The sequence below is a fragment of the Methanosarcina sp. DH1 genome, assembly GCF_020804205.1.
GTDB classification, from domain to species: domain Archaea; phylum Halobacteriota; class Methanosarcinia; order Methanosarcinales; family Methanosarcinaceae; genus Methanosarcina; species Methanosarcina vacuolata.
This window is the reverse complement of record NZ_WJBJ01000021.1, coordinates 77,626-96,598: the sequence shown is the minus strand read 5'-3', so window position 1 is coordinate 96,598 and position 18,973 is coordinate 77,626. Positions and strand designations below refer to the sequence as shown.

The window sequence follows — 18,973 nt, the reverse complement described above, 5'->3', positions numbered from 1 at the left end:
CTAAAAAAACTGGTTATTTATAGTTATCGCTTTTAGCATTTTTAGCATTAATAATAACAAGAAAACGAACATGGCACTCTTTGAATAACATGCACACCCAATGAAATCACTTGCAGATGGCAGCATTTTCATGCTAAACAAATAAAACATTGTAATCAAAAAATGGATATTATATAGGCATGTATTATATAAATGAAATATAGATAAAAAGCGAAAATACAGAAAACGAGAATAAAGAAAGCAAGAATACAGGAACACAGGAAGTGGATGTTAAAGAACCCCTGTGAAGATAATTATATGGATGGATGAGGGTCGGAGGTCAAAGATTGCTAAGTTTGCAAGGAAAAATGCTTTGTGAGGGGTGATTGTAGAGATGGATAAAGATTCAGAGGACTATGGAGCTTTAAATGCGAACTTCCCTATTGCAGGCAGTAAAAATAACATAAGAGGAGAAGCTCTCCACGCAGCTCTGGAAAAAGAAGAAACTCTGAGAATGATGATCAATAACAGTCACGTAGTGCTCTTTCTCTTGAAAAACGAAGATAAATGGCCTGTGGAGTTTGTCTCCGAAAATGTGGCGAAATTCGGATACTCGGTAGAAGATTTCACTTCTGGCAGGATGCGATATAAAGATATAATATACTTAGATGATCTCAAAGAGGTTGAGGAAGTATTTGAGAAAAAAGTAAAAAGTGGGGCTTCTGCGTTCAGCCTTGAGTACAGGATTGTAACAAAAACAGGGGATATCCGATGGATAAACGAAAGGACATTTATCCAGAGAGATACCAGCGGAGAGGCGACACACTTCCAGGGCGTAGTTCTCGATATCACCAGGCGGAAAGAAAGCGAAGAAGAACTGAAAAAAACTCTTAAAATGCAGAAAGTGTTGACTATAGCAGTTAATAATAGTCCTGCAGTGGTTTTTCTCTGGAAGAATGAAAAGTACTGGCCTGCGATTTTTGTATCCGATAATGTAGTACAGTTTGGATACACAGTTGATGACTTTCTATCACAAAAAATTCAGTATGGAAAAATCATACACCCTGACGACCTGAAAAGAGTAGAAGAAGAGCTGGAAAGGAGCATTCAAAAAGGGGAGGTAAGCTTCAACTCTGAGTACAGGATTTTTACAAAAGCCGGAGATATGTTGTGGGTAAACGAGAGAACCTTTATCCAGAGAGATATAGAAGGAAAAGTATCCTGCTTTCAGGGAATAGTGCTGGATATAACTCATAGAAAGAAAACTGAAAAAGCCCTGAGAAAATCACTAAAAACGCAGGAAATGCTGAAAAGCATAATTAATAAAAGCCCTGCAGTAGCTTTTCTAAGGAAAAATATAGAAAAATTACCTGCAAATTTAGAAAAATTGCCTGTAAATTTAGAATACTGGCCTGTGGATTATATTTCTGAAAACGTAACGCAGTTTGGGTACTCAGTAGAAGATTTTCTCTCCGGAAAAGTACATTATGGGAACATAATCCATAGAGAAGATATTCAGGCAGTAGTTGAAAGTCTGGAACGCTCGGTAAGAGAAGGATACGATTCCTTTGAGATGGAATATAGAATTATTACCGGAGACGGAAGTATACGCTGGGTCGAAGACCGAACACTTATCCAGCGAGACAGTGAAGGCAAAGTCACTCATTTTCAGGGAATAGTCGTCGATGTCACTGAGAGAAAAGAAGCTGAGAAAATGCTCGAAATCCAGAGAGAGCTGGGAATATCCCTCAGTACTACCTGGAATCTCCAGACCATGCTTAAGCAGATACTTGACGCCTGCCTGAAAATAGAAGAGATAGATGCTGCAGGCATATACTTGAAAGACGAACTTCTGGACCAGATTAATCTGGTTGCACACCGGGGACTTTCTCCCGAATTTGTGAAAAGTATTTCGATATATAGGGCAGATTCTCCTGAAGCTCGGCAGATATGGACTGAGAAGCCAGTCTACAGGATGGATTTTTTTGCAGATAGAATGGCAGATTTAATCAGGAAAGAAAAACTTACTGCAATCGCCGTGATTCCTATGAAGCACAGAGGAGAAATTATAGGCAGCCTTAATTTTGCTTCTCATACTACAGACAGGATTCCACAGAACATACGCAATTTTCTTGAGAGTGTAGCCCTCCAGGTAGTGAACTATATAGCTCCTCTCCGTATTGTGGCAGACCTTGGATAATATTTTTTCATACGTAAAGTCAACCTGACCCTGGACGAAATCCTTATCTAAATTAATTTTTATAATTAATGCAGGGTTGAAAAGTGAGAATATCTTGGGTTTCGCCCTGTTTTCCAGCTTTTGGGAAATACGCAAACCTGTTCTGATCACTTTTTGTCCGTTACTTGCATTAATATAAGATCTTACATAGTGGGGGATAAGATTGAAGGCGATAGTAGTTTATCTCAGTACCTCGGGGAATACAAAAGCTATGGCAGAAGCAATAGCTAGCGGAATTGAGTCAAAACATGTGGATGCAAAAGCTATTAGTTTTTATGACGTAAAACTAGAGGATCTTTACGAAGCCGATGCAATTGCAGTCGGTTCCTCGACTTTTTACTACCGGATGCTTCAGCCCATGGAAAAATTCATGGATGAAACTCTAGCTTCCACAAATCCAAAAGGAAAATTAGGGGCTGCTTTCGGATCGTATGGATGGAGCGGAGAAGCACCTATACTGATAGCCGAAAAAATGCGAGACATGGGAATGACTGTCATAGACCCTGTACTCAGGATACTGCACAAGCCCACAGACAAGGACTTACAGGAGTGCAAAAGGCTTGGAGTTGACATTGCTGAAAAGCTAAAGCATAAAAGCAGCAAAACGCCACAACCACAGAGAGCACCGAGTTAACCTCAGTTTTAAAAGCAAACGAACTTAATATCTAAATACTACAAGCCCGGTAACCACGAAAAAACTGGACGGAAAACCAACTTAAACTGTAGAAACCACCGAAGATGCGGGAAGCACCCAAAGACTACGCTCCTGTTTTTTAGCATCTTCAGTGGTATTAACTTACCTCGCTTTCGAAACTTGGGAAAATCAGTCTCGGAGCGAGTTGATATCAGTTTATCTAGCCCATAATTCATTGTCTTGAACCAACCGTTGCGCCGGTTGATCACGCCGAATAGGGTCCGGGGACAAGAGTCTCAAACTCAAATGTTTCTTGAGGTTTTCGCTCAAGCCTTTTTTAAAAAGGCTTGCGGGCAAGCAGTTTTTTGAAAAGGCTTGCAGGCGAGCAGTTTTTTAAAAAGGCTTGCGAAACGTGGGAATTATACAAGCAGGTTTATAGGATGCCGGGAAGCAGGCTCTGTGTCGAGGTCAGCTACGGCTTCAGAAATCATTATATCGCTCATGGCAGCCATCGGGAATATGTAGGGAGCATACTCGATGGGCCCATAGAGGATGAAATCTCCGGCTGCTGCTTGCTGCAAGCAGGTTGAACCTACATCACAGATTTTGTAGAGAATAGGGTCTTTCTCTTTCTTCTTATTCAGCCAGTTCCAGGCCGAGGGTGCATTGTGGATTCCCGAGCCTGTTGGGTGCCCCCATTTTGCTTTTGCGGTGATCGTCATCTTCAGGGCTACACCTGCCCCATTTCCCATAGGAGTGATGCTCGGGTCTATAAGCTTGTTAATTATCCCGCATCTGTCTGCAATTGAAAGTAATCCCTCTTCCAGAAGGCCTGCTCCATTTTCCAGCATTTCCATCCTGCCCTTCAGAGATGAGTCTGTTGCATTGAAGCCAAGGATTATCGAGCTGTCAATATCAGATAGAGCAAGAGCTTCAATTTCAGATGCATTTACGCTCATGTTTATAGAGTTATAGATTGCTTTGTCTGCAAGCCCGATCTCGCTAACATATTTTGCAGCATGGGAACGCACGGTTCCTTCTGGGGAGTCGATAAGAAAAGGAGCTTCTGATATTTCGGCCACAAAATCAATGTAACGGGTAATGCTTTCAGGGGTAGTACCGAAAATGTGGATTATATGCGGGTTTCCTGTTTCTTCCGCACTCGATTCCTGCAGATTTATCAGTTTTTCGGCAGCATCCCGGTCAAACAGGCCTCTTGCAACGTCTTTTACGATATCATGCTTATCATAAAAGATAGTACCTGCAAGCACGGTAGGAAGCTCTCCTGGCTGTCCACCTATCTTCACTCCTGCGATGTTAACGATTTCCTGTTCTTTCTGAAACTTAAACATTTTTTACACCCTCACAATCTACAGGCTAGTATTTTGTTTCAAAATATGGTAATTTGCACTCGAATAATGTACACTCGAAGTAGATCTCTTAATTGAAAATTAAAAATCCTCTGTAGGACGAACAACTCCTGAAGTTGAGTCCATAACAAACTCTTCGGAGACTATTATATCACCTGAATGAGGAATCGTGAAAGTAGATTGTCTTTTCTTCTGGGAAATAGCTACAAGAGGTTCCTCTGGATAAACTTCCCCCCGATCCTTATATTTTCTCACAATTTTCATTATTTCCTCGAGGTTTGTCAGTCCTATCCTGTCAAGAAGCACTACCTGTTGCTGAAAGCGTTTGACTGCTTCTTTAGATATGTTTTCTATGAAAGGGATGGCCCCCTCAGAACCAATAATTCGTCCCTTTTCGTCAATCCCATTTGCATGGATTGCGAGCAGGGAATGGCCTGCCAGGTGCCCCCTGGATTCCGTCCCGCAGATAAGGATGTACCTTATATTGGAATTTGAGATAGTATTTACGATTATTTTTTCGACTCCCAGATTTTCGGTTTTTGAGCTCCCCCATAGGGCCGCTTCAGGTGAGGGATTTATCTGGCTCGCAAGAGTTACCACTGCAATCCGGGATATCGGATTTCCTACCGTGTAGTCACCTTTTACTATCGGCCATGTCTCTGCAATGTTTTTCAACAAATCACCTTTTTTGTCTTTCCTTATTAAGGTGAGACAGTGCACTTGCAAGCATTATGGCTTTCGTAAAATGTCCACCTACCCTTGATGTATCTACAAAAACATAATCGTCCATAAGCACAGGCGCTCCAAGCCCGTCACCTCCACCCAGGAAAGCAATTGTCCTGAAAATGAGGTTTCCCGAAATTCCATCAGGGGCAACAATAAAGTTCGATTCTTTTATGGCATCTTCAATAAGAATTGTGTAATGCTTAGCATTGATCCCGAGTTCAACAGCCCGCCTTGTCACGAATTCTCCGTCTGCAAGAGTCCTGTCCACACGTTTATTTCTTCCTATGTCTCCAATTCTGCCCCCCGACAGCACACCAACCTTAGGCTCTATCCCGAATCTCCTTATGTGTTCGGCACCTAGCGTTATCATCCTGAGTTTGTCTGAAATGGTGTTCCCCTCATCGATCCCTACAGGGGCGAGAAAGAAAGGTGTCCCGTCAACCGTGAGGAGCAGAGCAAGCCGGCAGATTCTTTTCTTTCCTAGAGCTTCTTTGAGGTTAGCCAGAGCTCCCGATGCCTTTGCAGTGCCTCTTATTGCTGCATCGACTTTTCTTGAAATCATAAGTTCTGCAAGAGTCTTCTCGGGCTCGTCTGTGTCCACTACCTCGAGTTCTGTGCCGATCTTATCAATTTCCTTCTTAATTCCCACCAGGACGACCTGTGCATATCCCAGTTCCTGGGCTTTCCAGGCACTCTCTAGCATTTTGGGATTTGGATCCCTTATTCCCATAGCTACTCTGGCCCTGTTAGCCCTGGCCCTCATTTCGATAGCCTCAAGGAGGGCATCCATGCTATTCTTTTCCATATCCATCCTGACTGCTGTGTAAGATTTTAAGTAGTTCAAAGAAGTACAAACACGATCATTAATTAATTTTGTCCCCCGAGTCCCGTCTCGGGAGGACGGTGCCCTTTTCGCTCACTTCGTTCGCTCAAGAGGGCTGAATTATGGGCTAGAGAAACTGATTTTCAACTCACCCAAGGGTATAGTCAAATTGAGTTTTTTCGTACTCGTGGTTTATAATATGTTAGTGAGCTAAAATTACGGAAGGTATCAGTAGCCGGGACGAAAGGAGGTATGAATAACAGGTTTTCTTTTTAAATTTGTTCTGGCAATTGAAGGTATTGTTTTTATGGGAGCAAAAAGACTTTAATACATATCAAAGTGTAAATTTATCATTGTTATTTAAAAATCGGTATCAGAGGATTGTAGGGATAAAGATTATTACATAATGAAGAAATTAAAATGTATAGAGTTAAGAATGAGTTCTTTTTTTATTGGTATGGTTTAAGATGACGTTGGCAATTGAATGGGCTGAGAAATACCGCCCACGGACCCTGAAGGAGATTGTAGGGAACAGGAAGGCGGTACAGGATTTGCGGACCTGGGCTGAGAAATGGCTTTCAGGCATTCCAGAGAGAAGGGCAGTGATCCTTCATGGGCCTGCAGGAGTAGGGAAGACTTCTACTGCCCACGCTCTTGCCCGTGATCTGGATTGGGAAGTAATTGAACTCAATGCAAGTGACCAGAGAACTGCAGGTGTTATTGAAAAGGTTGCTGGATCGGCAGCTTCAATGAATACCCTCTTTGGAGGAAAACGCCTGATTATCCTGGATGAAGCGGATAATATTCACGGGACTGCAGATAGGGGCGGAATGCGGGCTATTGCAGGAATTATAAAGAGTACGCTTCAACCCATAGTGTTGATTGCAAACGATGTTTATGGGTTAACTCCCACTATCCGGAATCTTTGTCTGGAAATAAAGTTCGGCTCAGTGCAGAGCCGCTCCATGGTTCCTGCTTTGAAGAAGGTATGCGAGAGCGAGGAAATTTCATGCAGTATGGATGCAGTCCAGCAAATCGCTGAAGGGGCGGGAGGCGATCTAAGAAGTGCAATTAACGACCTTCAGGCTGTGGCTACCGGGAGAAAAACTCTGGAAGTTGAGGACATCAGCACTTCAGGCAGAGACGTCAAGGAAAACATCTTCAAGGCGATGCAGAGAATATTTAAGAGCACGGACTGTAAAAAGGCTCTGGAAGTAGCTCGCGGGCTTGATGAAAGCCCTGAAGACCTTGTACACTGGATAGATGAAAACCTGCCTATCCAGTACGCCTCTAAAGATGGAAATCTTGAGGATATAAAAACTGGCTTTGGTTATCTCTCCAGAGCTGATCTCTATCTTGGGCGCGTAAAAAAACGCCAGAACTATAGGATGTGGAGGTATGCGAGCATGTTGATGGTCTGCGGAACTGCGGTCTCAAAGACAAGGCCCTACCCCGGATTTATTAAGTACCAGCCTCCGTCTCTCTGGAAGAAAATGGGGCAGATACGTTCGAAACGAGACCTCAGGGATAATATAGCTTCTAAAGTTGGAGAACACAACTTCGAGTCCATGCGCTATTCAAGAAATAACCTTCTGGATCTTTACTCTCAGATGTTAAAGAATGAAGAATCCGCGGTTGAAATTACTGCAGGCCTCGAGCTTGAACTTGAGGAATTGATATATCTCTCGGGGAGCACAAAAGCCAGTAAAAAGCTGCAGAAAATCTATGACAGGGCGCAGGAACTTCTCCTTGAAGGAAAAGAAGAAGCTGATGGAACGGAGTTTTTCAGGGCTCCTGCTCCCTCAGGCAATAATAAAGAAGACCCTGCTGGTTTCTCGGTTAAAACCTCTAAAGAAAAAGATGAAAAACATTCTGAGGGGCTTGAAGTTCCTGACTCCAGGACTTCCCAGGGTGGGCAGAAGACTCTTAACTTTGGTTTTGTTGTCTTATCTGAGATTTCTCCAGAAACTACGAACTCGGGAAATGATGCTTCTGATACCTTCAAACCTGATAACCTAAAACCTGATAACCTAACATCAGATAACCTAAAATCGGAAAACCTAACATTAGATAACCTAACATCAGATAACCTAAAACCTGATAACCTAAAATCGGATAACCTAAAATCGGATAACCTAAAATCGGATAACCTAAAATCGGATAACTTAAAACCTGATAATTTTACTTCCGATACTCTTATGCCGGAGCAGGATCAGGCAGGGATTGATGAGATTGGGCTCAAATCTGATAGCCTTACATTCAGTTTACCTGAACACGATGATCTTAAGGCTAAGAATTCTTCATCCCTGCCCGAGACCTTTGAGAAGGAAGCCTTTTCTGACTCCGAACCGACAGAAAACAGCAGTTCTCTCGAATTATCCAGAGTCAGGAAATCTATAAACCGCGAGCCCATTATCAAAAAAGTTTCAGATAAGTCTGAAAAAACTGAGATCACAGCCAGCGAAACTCCTAAAAAAGTCGAGTCGAAAACACAAAAAACGCTTTTCGACTTCTAATTTTCTGACCTTTTTTATTTTGTTAATTTCCTTTAGTTTTCTTACCTTTTGTTAAGTAAGAGACGAATTGATTTTTCTGATTGGTCTTTCTGACTACTGCTAATATGTAGCATATCAATTTTCCAGATAATGTGAATAAATGCGAAGAAAGTTTAGATGCAAAACTGGGCGAGTTAGTATAAATTGGCTGAAAAATTTCTTAACTGCTGAACACAGTCAATATAAATTAAGTAAAATCTGTGAGCGGGCTGGAGAGTTTGGGGAATAGTTGGGGGAAATAGTTGGGGGATATTGTTTTGGGGTTATACTATGGAAAAGAGACCCGCTCACTCGAGATGAATACTTATTCATCTTATAAATAGCTTTTCATTTATATAGTTAATGATTTATAATTACTAGTTTATAGTTTACGGTTTTTTATTTTAGCTAGAAACTCTACTTTCAGGATTAAAAGTCTATAAATGACTATCAGGTAGAGTTAAGTACTGAACCTATCCAAATTCCCTTTTTTTAATCATTTAATAACTAAGTTTGCTTCTAAATGAGTCTCGGGTGCAAAAGATATAGCCAGAAATTACGATTTAGTGCCCAGTTTTATTATATAAATTCGTGACTTTGAGTCTTTGAATTGTTTCCCTAAATATATATTTCTATTTTTGTGAGAATAAGATGAGCGGGTTGGGAGTATGAATTGGGGTGTTGGGTGTTGGGGTTATCATATAAAATAGAGACCCGCTCACAAGTTATTTCATGCTAATCTCATATAAATATATTTTGCTTAGCTTTTTTATCCATTCTGAATTCTTTCAGTATGGGGTATAAATAGAATAATTTGGGTTTTATAACACAAAGTATTCATTAATTTTCTTTTATTTGTGTAGATAAATATTAAACTATAGAAATAAAATATTAAATGAGCATTTTTTATTATATATTTTAGGACATATAGTGAAAATGTGGTATATAAGTGAGTCACAATTCATCTTTTACGAAAAAAATAATTATATGTAATAGCATTACCTTGTTTTGTATGATGTCTTAATTTATAAAGTAATGCCAGTATAATTTGGCATAATTATAATATTATTTAGTGAAGATGGATTTTATTTAATGGGATAACTAACTTTCAGATAGGTCCTGTTTTTCTCTCCTAACAAAAGAGATATATATAACTAGTGACATTTTGGTCTTGCTCTTAGAGCGATTCTGAAAATACAGGCAAAATGGGCTCGTGGTCTAGTCGGTCATGACATCGCCTTTACACGGCGGGGATCCTGAGTTCGAATCTCAGCGGGCCCACATTATTTACTACATTTTTTTAATAGGTGTTATAAATTCTTATTTTATAATATTCCAACTTTTGTTTCTAGTTTAGCTTTTGCATCTTTGTGTACTTTAAGTTCACATTTAAGCTCTTTTTCAAGAGAAATTACATCCAAAAGTTTACCTTTATATTCTGTTTTGAAAATATGAACAGTTTCTCCTGTAATGCTTACTCCTGATTGTGGAAGTCCCATGGAATAGATTATTTCTCTGGTTTTGGTCTGAGTTTTGTGAACTTTAATTATCCCCAGATATAATTGTAATATATTCATCACCTTTAGTTTGGTCACTGGAGTCAATTGATACAACCAAAATGGCCAGGTAAATAATTCACAGAATACGTCACGTAAAACTATAACCGATAGTAACTGGTACTATTGTTTTACTCCCAAACTTATTGACAACAAACGGGTTTTGAGTACATTTGAGGGAAGTCAGCAAATATTAAAAATTTCATTGCTAAATAGAAACCAACAAATAACAAAAATTTCATCGCTAAATAATATGATAAGTTTCCTACTTTCTCTGATCTTTCTGATACTGGGTTATTTATTATATGGTGCGTTTGCCGAAAAAGTATTCGGAGCTGATCCTTCACGAAGGACACCTGCATACACCCAGGAAGACGGTGTTGATTTTGTCCCTCTCAACTGGCCCAGGATATTTCTCATCCAGTTCCTCAACATTGCTGGCCTGGGCCCTATATATGGCGCTATTTTAGGAGCCTTATACGGTCCGGCTGCTTTCCTGTGGATTGTCCTGGGCAGCATTTTTGCAGGAGGGGTGCATGATTACTTTTCCGGAATGCTAAGCATCCGTCACGAGGGAAAGAGCATTGCAGAGATTGTGGGGATATATTTAGGCAAACAGGCAAGGATTGTCATGATTGCGTTCTCCGTCATATTACTCATACTTATAGGGACGGTATTTATGTCCGGACCTGCTGGACTTCTGGCAAGTCTGGGGTTTACAGGGCTACTGGCAAAACCAAACTTCTGGCTAGCTATTATCCTTCTCTATTACTTCCTGGCTACTGTTCTTCCGATTGACAAGATCATAAGCCGTATCTACCCCTTATTCGGAGCAGTCCTATTGATAATGGCATTGGGTATTTGTTCCACGCTTCTCATCAAAGGATATGATATACCAGAGATAACTTTAAAAAGTTCTCATCCTGACGGCCTTCCTCTGTGGCCTATGCTTTTCATAACCATAGCCTGTGGAGCTGTTAGTGGGTTCCATTCAACCCAGTCCCCGATAATGGCCAGATGTCTGCCTAATGAAAAATATGGCAGACGTGTTTTTTACGGAGCCATGATAGCAGAAGGAGTTATCGCTCTCATCTGGGCTGCTGCTGCAATGTCTTTTTTCCCAGAAGGAATAGCCGGCCTGAGTGAAGTTGTCGATGCAGGAGGTGCTGCCCTGGTGGTAAAAAATGTATCACTGGGTTTGCTAGGGCCTGCAGGAGGAATTCTTGCTATCCTGGGCGTTATTGCATGCCCAGTTACATCTGGAGATACAGCGTTCAGAAGTGCACGTCTGACCATAGCCGATGCCATGAGCCTGGATCAGAAACCTATAAAGAACAGGTTGATAATAGCTATTCCACTATTTGCTATAGGAGTCAGTCTGACAATGATCGACTTTACTATAGTCTGGCGCTACTTCGCTTTCTCGAATCAGGCACTGGCTACTATAGTCCTCTGGACATCTGCGGTATATCTGTCTAATAACGACAAATTTCACTGGATCACCACTATTCCGGCCACATTTATGACAGCAGTGGTGACAACGTATATCTTACAGGCTCCTGAGGGGTTCGGCTTACCTAGCAGTATCACTTATCCTGCAGGAGTAATCTGTGCAGCTGCCGCTTTCGGTCTATTTGCCACCTTTTTAAGAAAAAGATCTCTGCCATTAGTTTTGCACAGTGAGTAAAAAAATATAAGGATAATTGACCGCCATGTATAAAATGAAAATCTTATCCCTAATACTTTACAAAATATATTTTTCCTGCTAGCGGTCTGCTTAATCTTCCCCAAATACGGTTGTTAGGAAAAGTGAAATCAAAAAACCGTGAATTTTACGGATTCAAACGAAGTTTAAAAGGAGCCCGTCGCAGGACCTTTTTGATAAAAGTGATCTTTTCCTTTTGGGGAAGGATTTTTCTTATAGAAAGTGAACTTTTCCTCATGGTTAGTTCAGTTTTAATATATTTTTCCAGCCGACGGACTACTGGAATCTTTCCCTAATACGGTTGTAAAATCAAAATGAAATAGAAAGTTCGTGAATTTCGCAGATTCAAAAGGAGTTTAAAAGGAGTTTAAAAGGGGTCTTTTGCAAGGCCTTTTTGCCCAAAGTGATCTTTTCCTTTTGGGAGGAATTTTTAGATTTAAATGAACCTCTCTTCACGTTCCGAAAACACTGCAACATACAGTTGAAGAGTAGCAGTTTCCAACCACTCATTTTTTTCCTTTATCTGTTTGGAATGAAAGCAATATGACTTGAAAAGTACTTTCGTTTCTTTTCGCCTCTAATTTGAATAATTTCATGTTTGGTTTTTAAAAATATCACTATGTTCTTCTGCTTTACTTGAAATTTTTAAGTAGAATCTATCCCAAACTAACATTGTGTTGAAATTACAAATGAAATTACAAATATAGACTTATGTCCGTCTATGAAATCGATGATGTTCTATGGAATCCATATAACCTTATTTCTCTCCAAAACCACATCCCTGAAGATCTCATGCCGATCTAAGGAAGTTAATGAACGGAACTTTGTAGGCCAAGTCGTGAGCTCCTCAACAGATTTTGAATCATAACTTTGTAGCTATGATTGAAACCAGATTAAAGTAGTTTCCACCTTCTGCTTCCATCATTCCTATATCCCTACGAGCAAAGTCGTTGTCACACATAAGCCAGTCTTTCCATGCTTCTTCAAAACAATTTAATTCTTTGCATTCTTTAATACTTACCAAATCAGAGTTTTTCCATAAATTATACCACCAATCACGTGAGTGTAGAGTTAAAGTCATATCATCAAACCAGTATGGCACTAATTCTGCTGGAATTCCATTTGTAAATTCCTGCTTCAAGCCCGGAACTGCAACTGCAATTTGCCCTCCTTTTTTTACGAGTGGAGCAAAATGCTTTGTCAAATAATCTGCTTCGATTCCAAAATAATGATAGGCATCTACGCTTATAGCAAGATCAAAAAATTCATGTGCAAACGGCAAATCGTGGGCTTCTGAATGTATTGGTATTATTTTATCTTCCAGTCCCATTGACTTAATTATCTCATAGTTATCTGTTGCACTTATCCAGAGATCAGTTGCAAAAACTGTAACATCATATTCTTTTGCCAGGAATATCGAGGTCAGCCCTCTCCCACATCCAAGATCGAGTATTCTCATGCCTTTCTCAAGCTTCAAAGATTCTGATACTTCTTCAAGAATCTTCATTGAGTTTGGTCCCATCATGTTTTCTTTAGCAAAATCAAAATCATATTTGTTACTTTTTGTAAACATCATCTTGACCACTTTTAGTTAATCTATCCCATATTATTTTATGGAGTTTTTTATTTAGAATTGTTCTATAGATTTCGAGGCAACCTTCATCACATATTGTTCTTTTATTTGAACGGATGTATTCAGTCAGTATAGCCTTTAACTTAACAACTTTACCTTCATATGCTTGAACAGTAGTCTTAATATCGTTCAGAAAGATAACCGTTTTACTCTACAATAAACTGAAAAGTAGTGAAAAGATGAATGAAAAATTACTTGCAAAAATTGGATTGAACAGGTATGAGAGTTCAGTTTACCTAACACTTCTAAAACAAGATTTTATTGAAGCAAGCAAATTATCACATGCATCGAAAGTCCCTATAGGAAAAATCTATGAGGTTCTCAAAGCCCTCAAAAACTATGAGCTTGTTGAAATCCAACCGTCAAGACCACAGAGATACCGAGCTGTTGATCCTAAAAGCGCATTTAAACTTATGTACAAAAGAAAAGAGGAAGAAACACTCAATGAGCTCAAAATGCTCAAAGAAACATTTGATGAAATCGAAAGGGAACTCTGCAACGACAATTCACCACAAAATGCTGAAACTGTCTTCTGGCCTGACAGATTTCGTAATAATGAACTAAAAGAAATGGTAAATTCATCTTTTGAGAAAATCGAGCATGAAATATGTGTTGTAATCCATATGAAGTACAAGCCTGGAAGATCGGAGCTATATGATACCTCAGTATCCACCTTTAGCAAAGCTTATTTGAGTTTAATAGAACGTGGCATAAAAGTTAAAATTTTAGACCCGGGATCACAACTACTGCCATCATTAAAAGAGCTTATTGATTCGATAGAAGACCTGTCGTTTAAACGCTATTTTAAGGATCTGATGGAAGTAAGAATTTTAGAAAACGAATACAATTTTACAATCATTGATTCTAAGATAACCCTGATAGATATTGAAGATCAGTTCAATATGAGTAGAAATCTCGGTATGGCACGAATATATGATGAATCATATGCTAAGCGATTCAAGACAAAATTTGATGAACTCTGGACAAAGGGCGAATTGTTTCTCTGACTTGACTTGCAAAGGTTTCTCTGACTTGACTTGCAAAGATATCGTATCCTCTTCAAATTGAGTGGAAACCCCTCAATTTCCACTCACTGAGCTTTTTCTCTGATGATTTGAGCTAAAGATGGCATCTCACATATACTGCTGACTCTATCGCATATGTACTGATATGCACTTACCCCCAGTTTCTTTGCTGTCTGAATAATCGTCATAAATGTATCATTTGCTTTTGTTCCTTCCTCTGTTATGGTTTGAAGGCTCACATCTCTTTTTCTGACCTTTGCTCTTGCTGCCAGTTCCGCTGCATTGTTATGCAGCGGAATCTCTGGCAAAATCAGTACCTTTAACAACTGTTCCTTGTTCTCTTTCGTCTTAGCGATTCTTTCATCCAGCTGTTCATATCCTGTTTTGGTAGAAAACAACTGATCAAACTTAATGGATAATTGCTCCGCTACCTCTGAATCTGGTTTTATTCTAAACTTACAAAGCTCACCATAAAAGTCCCAGTACCTGTCCAGAAAAGCTTCCAGCTTTTCTCTATGATAAGGAACTACTGGCCTCAATTTCTTGTAGTTTCTACCATCATGAATCCAGCAAAGAGCATGATGATATGCAATTTGCCTGAATTGACGTGCATCATCACTCAAAAGTGTGGTAACCACAGGTATGTTTGTCATCTGATGATATGCCGCAATTGCACCGGCTTCAAGAACTTTCTTCTTAGTAGTTTTTCTACCATGCAAAAAAATACAATCCAGTTTTCGACGCATTTCCTCGTCACTGAATATTTTGTTTTTTAAAGAAGAGAGCTTTTCTATCCATCTTTGGGAAACATTAAACGTTTTCATCAGATCAAATGCTTCCTCATTAAAGCAGTACGTTTTTTCTTTTCCACATAAAAGCACATCTAAAATGGTTTCCCGGTTCTTATTTGGAACTGTAAAATAAGCAGCATAATAAAGATTACAAAGAATCTGAGTATAATAATTGACACCATTGACTCTTGCACCTGTATCATCAATCTGCTGATAAGGCGTAGCCTTAAGACCTTCCAGAAAAATCTCGGCTTTCTCCTGATGAAAAATATCAATATCTTTTGTCAAGATTCGAGAAATAGTGGCTTTAGATATATGGACACCAATATTTTTTAGGAATTCATGTATCTTGGGTTCTGAAACATTAGCAACATGATTAAGAGTGATTATAAGAGATTTGATCCCAGGACCAAACTCACCCTTTACGCTTTGTGGCAATTTTCCTGCATATGTTTTATGCTCAGAAGGAGAATAAAATATCTCTATCCTGTATTTTGTGTTCTCAGGCTTTATGGATATATCCTGAATTATTACGTCTCTATAACCTTTAAGATACGCATCACTGGGTAAATTGGATCTATTAACTTTACATGTTTCAGTTCGATGAACCTCTACTTTGTCCAGTTTAGATTTAGGCTCTTTATCCTATGGAATCTTTCTTTTTCTTCTCTCTTTTTCAGAAGAAATGTCTTCATGCTTTTTAGAGCCACGAATCTTAGGTTTGGCTTTTTCACCTTTGAGTAAGTTGATTTCATCTCGAAGCTTCTGGTTCTCTGCCTTGAGGAATTCAATCTCTTCATTCTGTTTTTCAATTATAGCAAACAAAATGCGAAAAGCTTTGGCATATCTTTCATCTTTAATTTCATCAGGATTGATGTCCAGTGAAGCAAGCAATTGTTTTAAAGCTTCAAGTTCCATTTTTCTACTCCAAAATATGATAAGGGAAAATGGAACTACTATTATAGTTTTTATGTGGTCGAAAATACATTACTGCTTTCGCCCATACAATTTGAAGAGGATACCTAAATACCGCTTAATACAACTAAAACACAGTTAAAAAACAGCTAAATACAGTTAAAAAACAGCTAAATACAGCTAAAAATAGCTGAAAAATTTGGGAAAATTTAAAATATTGAAAGAATTAACAGGAAAAATATCCCATAGAAAATCGTATCCCAGAGAGTTGTGAAGAGAGGAATAAGGATAGATAAGTAGAAGAGTTTAACGGATGGATGAAGACTCTTGAAAGGCAGATGAAGAGCTCTGAGCCTAATTATAGTTACGGATGACAGCGTATTTTATGATTCAATCCAAAAATATATATTGGAAAAGGAAACTTCAAAGAATTAGGAGGCAGGCTTTGTCTCAGACTGGAAGGAGTTTTGGGGTACGCTAGTATTCCTCCAGAGAATTTAAAAAATTATACCGGAGTGTTAGATGCACCTTATTGTAACGGAAAAAAATATAGCAGCAAGGAGGATAGCTGCGATTCTGGCTCCAAAAAACCCAAAGAAAGATAGAGTCAGCGGAGTAGACGTATACCGGTATGAGATTGTGTCCGATGGAGAGAAGCAGGAGACTGTAGTTGTAGGGCTGTCGGGCCATATCGTGGGGATCGATTTTCCCAAGGAGTATAATAACTGGCAGAAAGTGGAGGCTAAAACTCTTATCGACGCCGACATCATAACAACTCCTATCAACCGAAAGATCGTAACTGCCCTTAGAAGCCTGGGAAAAGAGGCGAGCAGGGTTACGATTGCTACTGACTATGATCGAGAAGGAGAACTTATAGGAGTCGAAGCCCTCAATATCATAAAAAAGGTGAATCAGGATGTTCCTTTTGACCGGGTGCGCTACAGTGCAATAACCCCAAAGGCGATAGACGCCGCATTTTCAAATGCAACAGATGTTGATTTTAATCTCGCAGACGCCGGCCATTCCAGACAGGTTATTGACCTCGTCTGGGGTGCAGCCCTTACCCGTTATATTTCTCTTGCTGCAGGCAGGCTAGGGAAGATGTTCCTTTCCGTAGGCAGGGTACAGTCACCAACCCTTTCTCTTATTGTTGACAGGGAAAAAGAAAGGAATGTTTTTGTCCCAATTCCTTACTGGGAAATCTATGCCGAACTTCAAAATACAGACGGAGAAACCTTCTCAACTCAGCACTCAACCCGCCGTTTCCTGGATAAAAAGGAGGCAACAGAAGTCTTCAAAAAACTGGGAAAAAAGGCCGAATTAAAGGAAATCGAAAAAGGGAAAAAGACTGACCAGCCACCGACTCCGTTTAATACCACAGGTTTCATAAGCGCAGCAAACTCAATCGGGCTCAGCCCCGCAAACGCGATGCGCATAGCTGAATCTCTCTATACTAACGGTTATATTTCGTACCCCAGAACTGACAATACGGTTTATCCCGAGACCCTTGACCTGAGGGCGCAGATTGAGATTTTCAAAGAAGGCCCCTTTAAAAAATACGCAGACGCCCTGCTTGAGAAAGCCGAACTCACTCCTACGCGAGGAAAAAAGGAAACTACCGACCATCCACCTATTTTTCCGGCTTCCCTTGCAAAAGAGTCCGACTTAAAAGAGGAAGAATGGAAAGTCTACGAACTTGTAGTCAGGCGCTTTTTTGCGACCTTTGCCGGGCCAAGCGAGTGGGAAACTATGCGCCTGAGGCTCGATATCAACGGAGAAGAGTTCAGGGCAAACGGGGCAAGGCTTGTTGAACCGGGCTGGAGATGGTACTATCCTTACAATGCGCCTGAAGACAGGCTGTTCCCTGAACTTCACGAAGGCGAGTCCCTTAAAGTGATTAAAACAGAGATGCTGGATAAAGAAACCCAGCCTCCAGGTCGTTACGGACAGGGAAGACTTATCAATATTATGGAAGAGCTCGGGCTCGGAACAAAGGCAACGCGACATGAGATAATCAGCAAGCTTTATTCCAGGGCCTACATCCACGGAAATCCTGTGCAGCCTACGAATACCTCTTTTGCAGTAATGGACACTCTTGAGAAGTATTCCCCTACTATCACAAAACCGGACATGACAAAGCTGCTTGAAGAAAACATGGACCTGATTGCTGAAGGCAAGATCAAAGAGTCTGCTGTTCTTGAAGAATCGCGGGATATATTAAAGCAGGTCTTCTCGGAACTCGATAAAAACCGGGAAAAAATCGTGGAATCTCTCCAGGCCGGCCTCAGGGAAGACAAAATCATAGGCATTTGCTCAGGCTGCGGAAACGAACTTATTATCCGGCGTTCGAAAAGGGGAGGCCGTTTTATAGGCTGCAACAATTATCCTAACTGTACCTTTTCCCTCCCTCTGCCCAGAAGCGGACAGATTATAGTTACTGACAAGGTCTGTGAAGCTCACGGCCTGCACCATATCCGTATAATTAATTCAGGAAAACGGCCCTGGGACCTTGGCTGTCCTCAGTGTAATTTCATAGAATGGCAGAAAACCCAGCAGGAAGAACAGGCAAAGCAGCCCAAAAAAGAAAAGCCCAAATCAATTAAGGACCTGGAAGGCGTTGGAAAAGCCACAGCAGTAAAACTGGAAGAAGCCGGTATTACAAGCGTAGAAGCCCTGGCAGAAGCCGACCCTGTAGAGCTTGCAAAAGCAATAAAGACCAGTGTAAAGAAGGTTAAAAACTGGCAGGTCTCATGCAACGGCACAGTTACAGTAGAAAGCAACAGCACAGATTGAGGGCAATAGTACAGTTAAGGGCAGTAGCATAGTTAACAGTAGCATAGTTAAGGGCAGTAGCATAGTTAAGGGCAGTAGCATAGTTAAGGGCAGTAGCATAGTTAAGGGCAGTAGCATAGTTAAGGGCAGTAGCATAGTTAAGGGCAGTAGTACAGTTAAAGGCAACTGTACAGTTGAGGACGCATGAAAATAGTCCTCAATGTCGTTGTCTTTTCTTATTTTTGCCTGTTGTCATATAATTAATGTATTT

Annotated in this window: 13 protein-coding genes and 1 tRNA gene; 7 read left to right on the top strand and 7 right to left on the bottom strand. The window is 40.2% G+C overall.

Going from position 1 to position 18,973, the window contains the following annotated elements; translation table 11 throughout:
* Nucleotides 1-373: 373 nt before the first annotated feature.
* Nucleotides 374-2,179: a PAS domain-containing protein gene (locus FXW07_RS11700; protein WP_229395591.1), complete on the top strand. Its 1,806-nt coding sequence runs from the start codon at nt 374-376 to the stop codon at nt 2,177-2,179.
* A gap of 202 nt (nt 2,180-2,381) precedes the next feature.
* Complete coding sequence (locus FXW07_RS11695; RefSeq protein WP_229395590.1) at nt 2,382-2,852, top strand: flavodoxin domain-containing protein; 471 nt, start codon at nt 2,382-2,384, stop codon at nt 2,850-2,852.
* Nucleotides 2,853-3,271: 419 nt separating this feature from the next.
* On the opposite strand, the gene mtrH is transcribed toward FXW07_RS11695, so the two are convergent.
* The 3 genes from mtrH to mtxX all read right to left on the bottom strand — a co-directional run bounded on the left by mtrH (nt 3,272) and on the right by mtxX (nt 5,753).
* Nucleotides 3,272-4,204, bottom strand: coding sequence for a tetrahydromethanopterin S-methyltransferase subunit H (gene mtrH, locus FXW07_RS11690; RefSeq protein WP_229395589.1), 933 nt, complete (start codon nt 4,202-4,204; stop codon nt 3,272-3,274).
* Nucleotides 4,205-4,303: 99 nt separating this feature from the next.
* Complete coding sequence (locus tag FXW07_RS11685; protein WP_255679046.1) at nt 4,304-4,897, bottom strand: tetrahydromethanopterin S-methyltransferase subunit A; 594 nt, start codon at nt 4,895-4,897, stop codon at nt 4,304-4,306.
* A 4-nt stretch (nt 4,898-4,901) separates the two neighbouring features.
* Complete coding sequence (gene mtxX, locus FXW07_RS11680; protein WP_229395588.1) at nt 4,902-5,753, bottom strand: methanogenesis marker protein Mmp4/MtxX; 852 nt, start codon at nt 5,751-5,753, stop codon at nt 4,902-4,904.
* Between the two features lie 485 nt (nt 5,754-6,238).
* On the opposite strand from mtxX, the gene FXW07_RS11675 reads away from it, so the two are divergent.
* Together FXW07_RS11675 and FXW07_RS11670 are read left to right on the top strand one after the other, a co-directional pair.
* The gene (locus tag FXW07_RS11675) at nt 6,239-8,287 is read left to right on the top strand and encodes a replication factor C large subunit (protein WP_229395587.1); all 2,049 of its coding nucleotides are present in this window, start codon (nt 6,239-6,241) and stop codon (nt 8,285-8,287) included.
* A 1,225-nt stretch (nt 8,288-9,512) separates the two neighbouring features.
* Nucleotides 9,513-9,586: transfer RNA gene (locus FXW07_RS11670), tRNA-Val, on the top strand.
* 44 nt (nt 9,587-9,630) lie between these two features.
* On the opposite strand, the gene FXW07_RS11665 is transcribed toward FXW07_RS11670, so the two are convergent.
* A complete protein-coding gene (locus tag FXW07_RS11665) occupies nt 9,631-9,909 on the bottom strand; it encodes a hypothetical protein (protein ID WP_229395586.1) in 279 nt (92 codons plus the stop codon).
* Nucleotides 9,910-10,114: 205 nt separating this feature from the next.
* On the opposite strand from FXW07_RS11665, the gene FXW07_RS11660 reads away from it, so the two are divergent.
* Nucleotides 10,115-11,548 (top strand): carbon starvation protein A, encoded by a 1,434-nt coding sequence (locus tag FXW07_RS11660; protein ID WP_229395585.1) that lies wholly within the window; start codon nt 10,115-10,117, stop codon nt 11,546-11,548.
* 880 nt (nt 11,549-12,428) lie between these two features.
* Here FXW07_RS11660 and FXW07_RS11655 read toward each other — a convergent pair.
* Nucleotides 12,429-13,142 (bottom strand): methyltransferase domain-containing protein, encoded by a 714-nt coding sequence (locus FXW07_RS11655; RefSeq protein WP_229395584.1) that lies wholly within the window; start codon nt 13,140-13,142, stop codon nt 12,429-12,431.
* Between the two features lie 236 nt (nt 13,143-13,378).
* On the opposite strand from FXW07_RS11655, the gene FXW07_RS11650 reads away from it, so the two are divergent.
* Nucleotides 13,379-14,206, top strand: a complete 828-nt coding sequence (locus tag FXW07_RS11650; protein WP_229395583.1) for a TrmB family transcriptional regulator — start codon at nt 13,379-13,381, stop codon at nt 14,204-14,206.
* Between the two features lie 83 nt (nt 14,207-14,289).
* Here FXW07_RS11650 and FXW07_RS11645 read toward each other — a convergent pair whose 3' ends face one another.
* Together FXW07_RS11645 and FXW07_RS11640 are read right to left on the bottom strand one after the other, a co-directional pair.
* Nucleotides 14,290-15,303 carry a transposase gene (locus FXW07_RS11645; protein WP_229395582.1) on the bottom strand — a complete coding sequence of 338 codons (1,014 nt, stop codon included), beginning with the start codon at nt 15,301-15,303 and terminating at the stop codon, nt 14,290-14,292.
* 357 nt (nt 15,304-15,660) lie between these two features.
* Nucleotides 15,661-15,933 carry a hypothetical protein gene (locus tag FXW07_RS11640; protein ID WP_052727877.1) on the bottom strand — a complete coding sequence of 91 codons (273 nt, stop codon included), beginning with the start codon at nt 15,931-15,933 and terminating at the stop codon, nt 15,661-15,663.
* 519 nt (nt 15,934-16,452) lie between these two features.
* Between FXW07_RS11640 and FXW07_RS11635 the strand changes: the two genes are divergently transcribed.
* Nucleotides 16,453-18,723 carry a DNA topoisomerase I gene (locus FXW07_RS11635; protein ID WP_229395581.1) on the top strand — a complete coding sequence of 757 codons (2,271 nt, stop codon included), beginning with the start codon at nt 16,453-16,455 and terminating at the stop codon, nt 18,721-18,723.
* Nucleotides 18,724-18,973 lie beyond the last annotated feature (250 nt).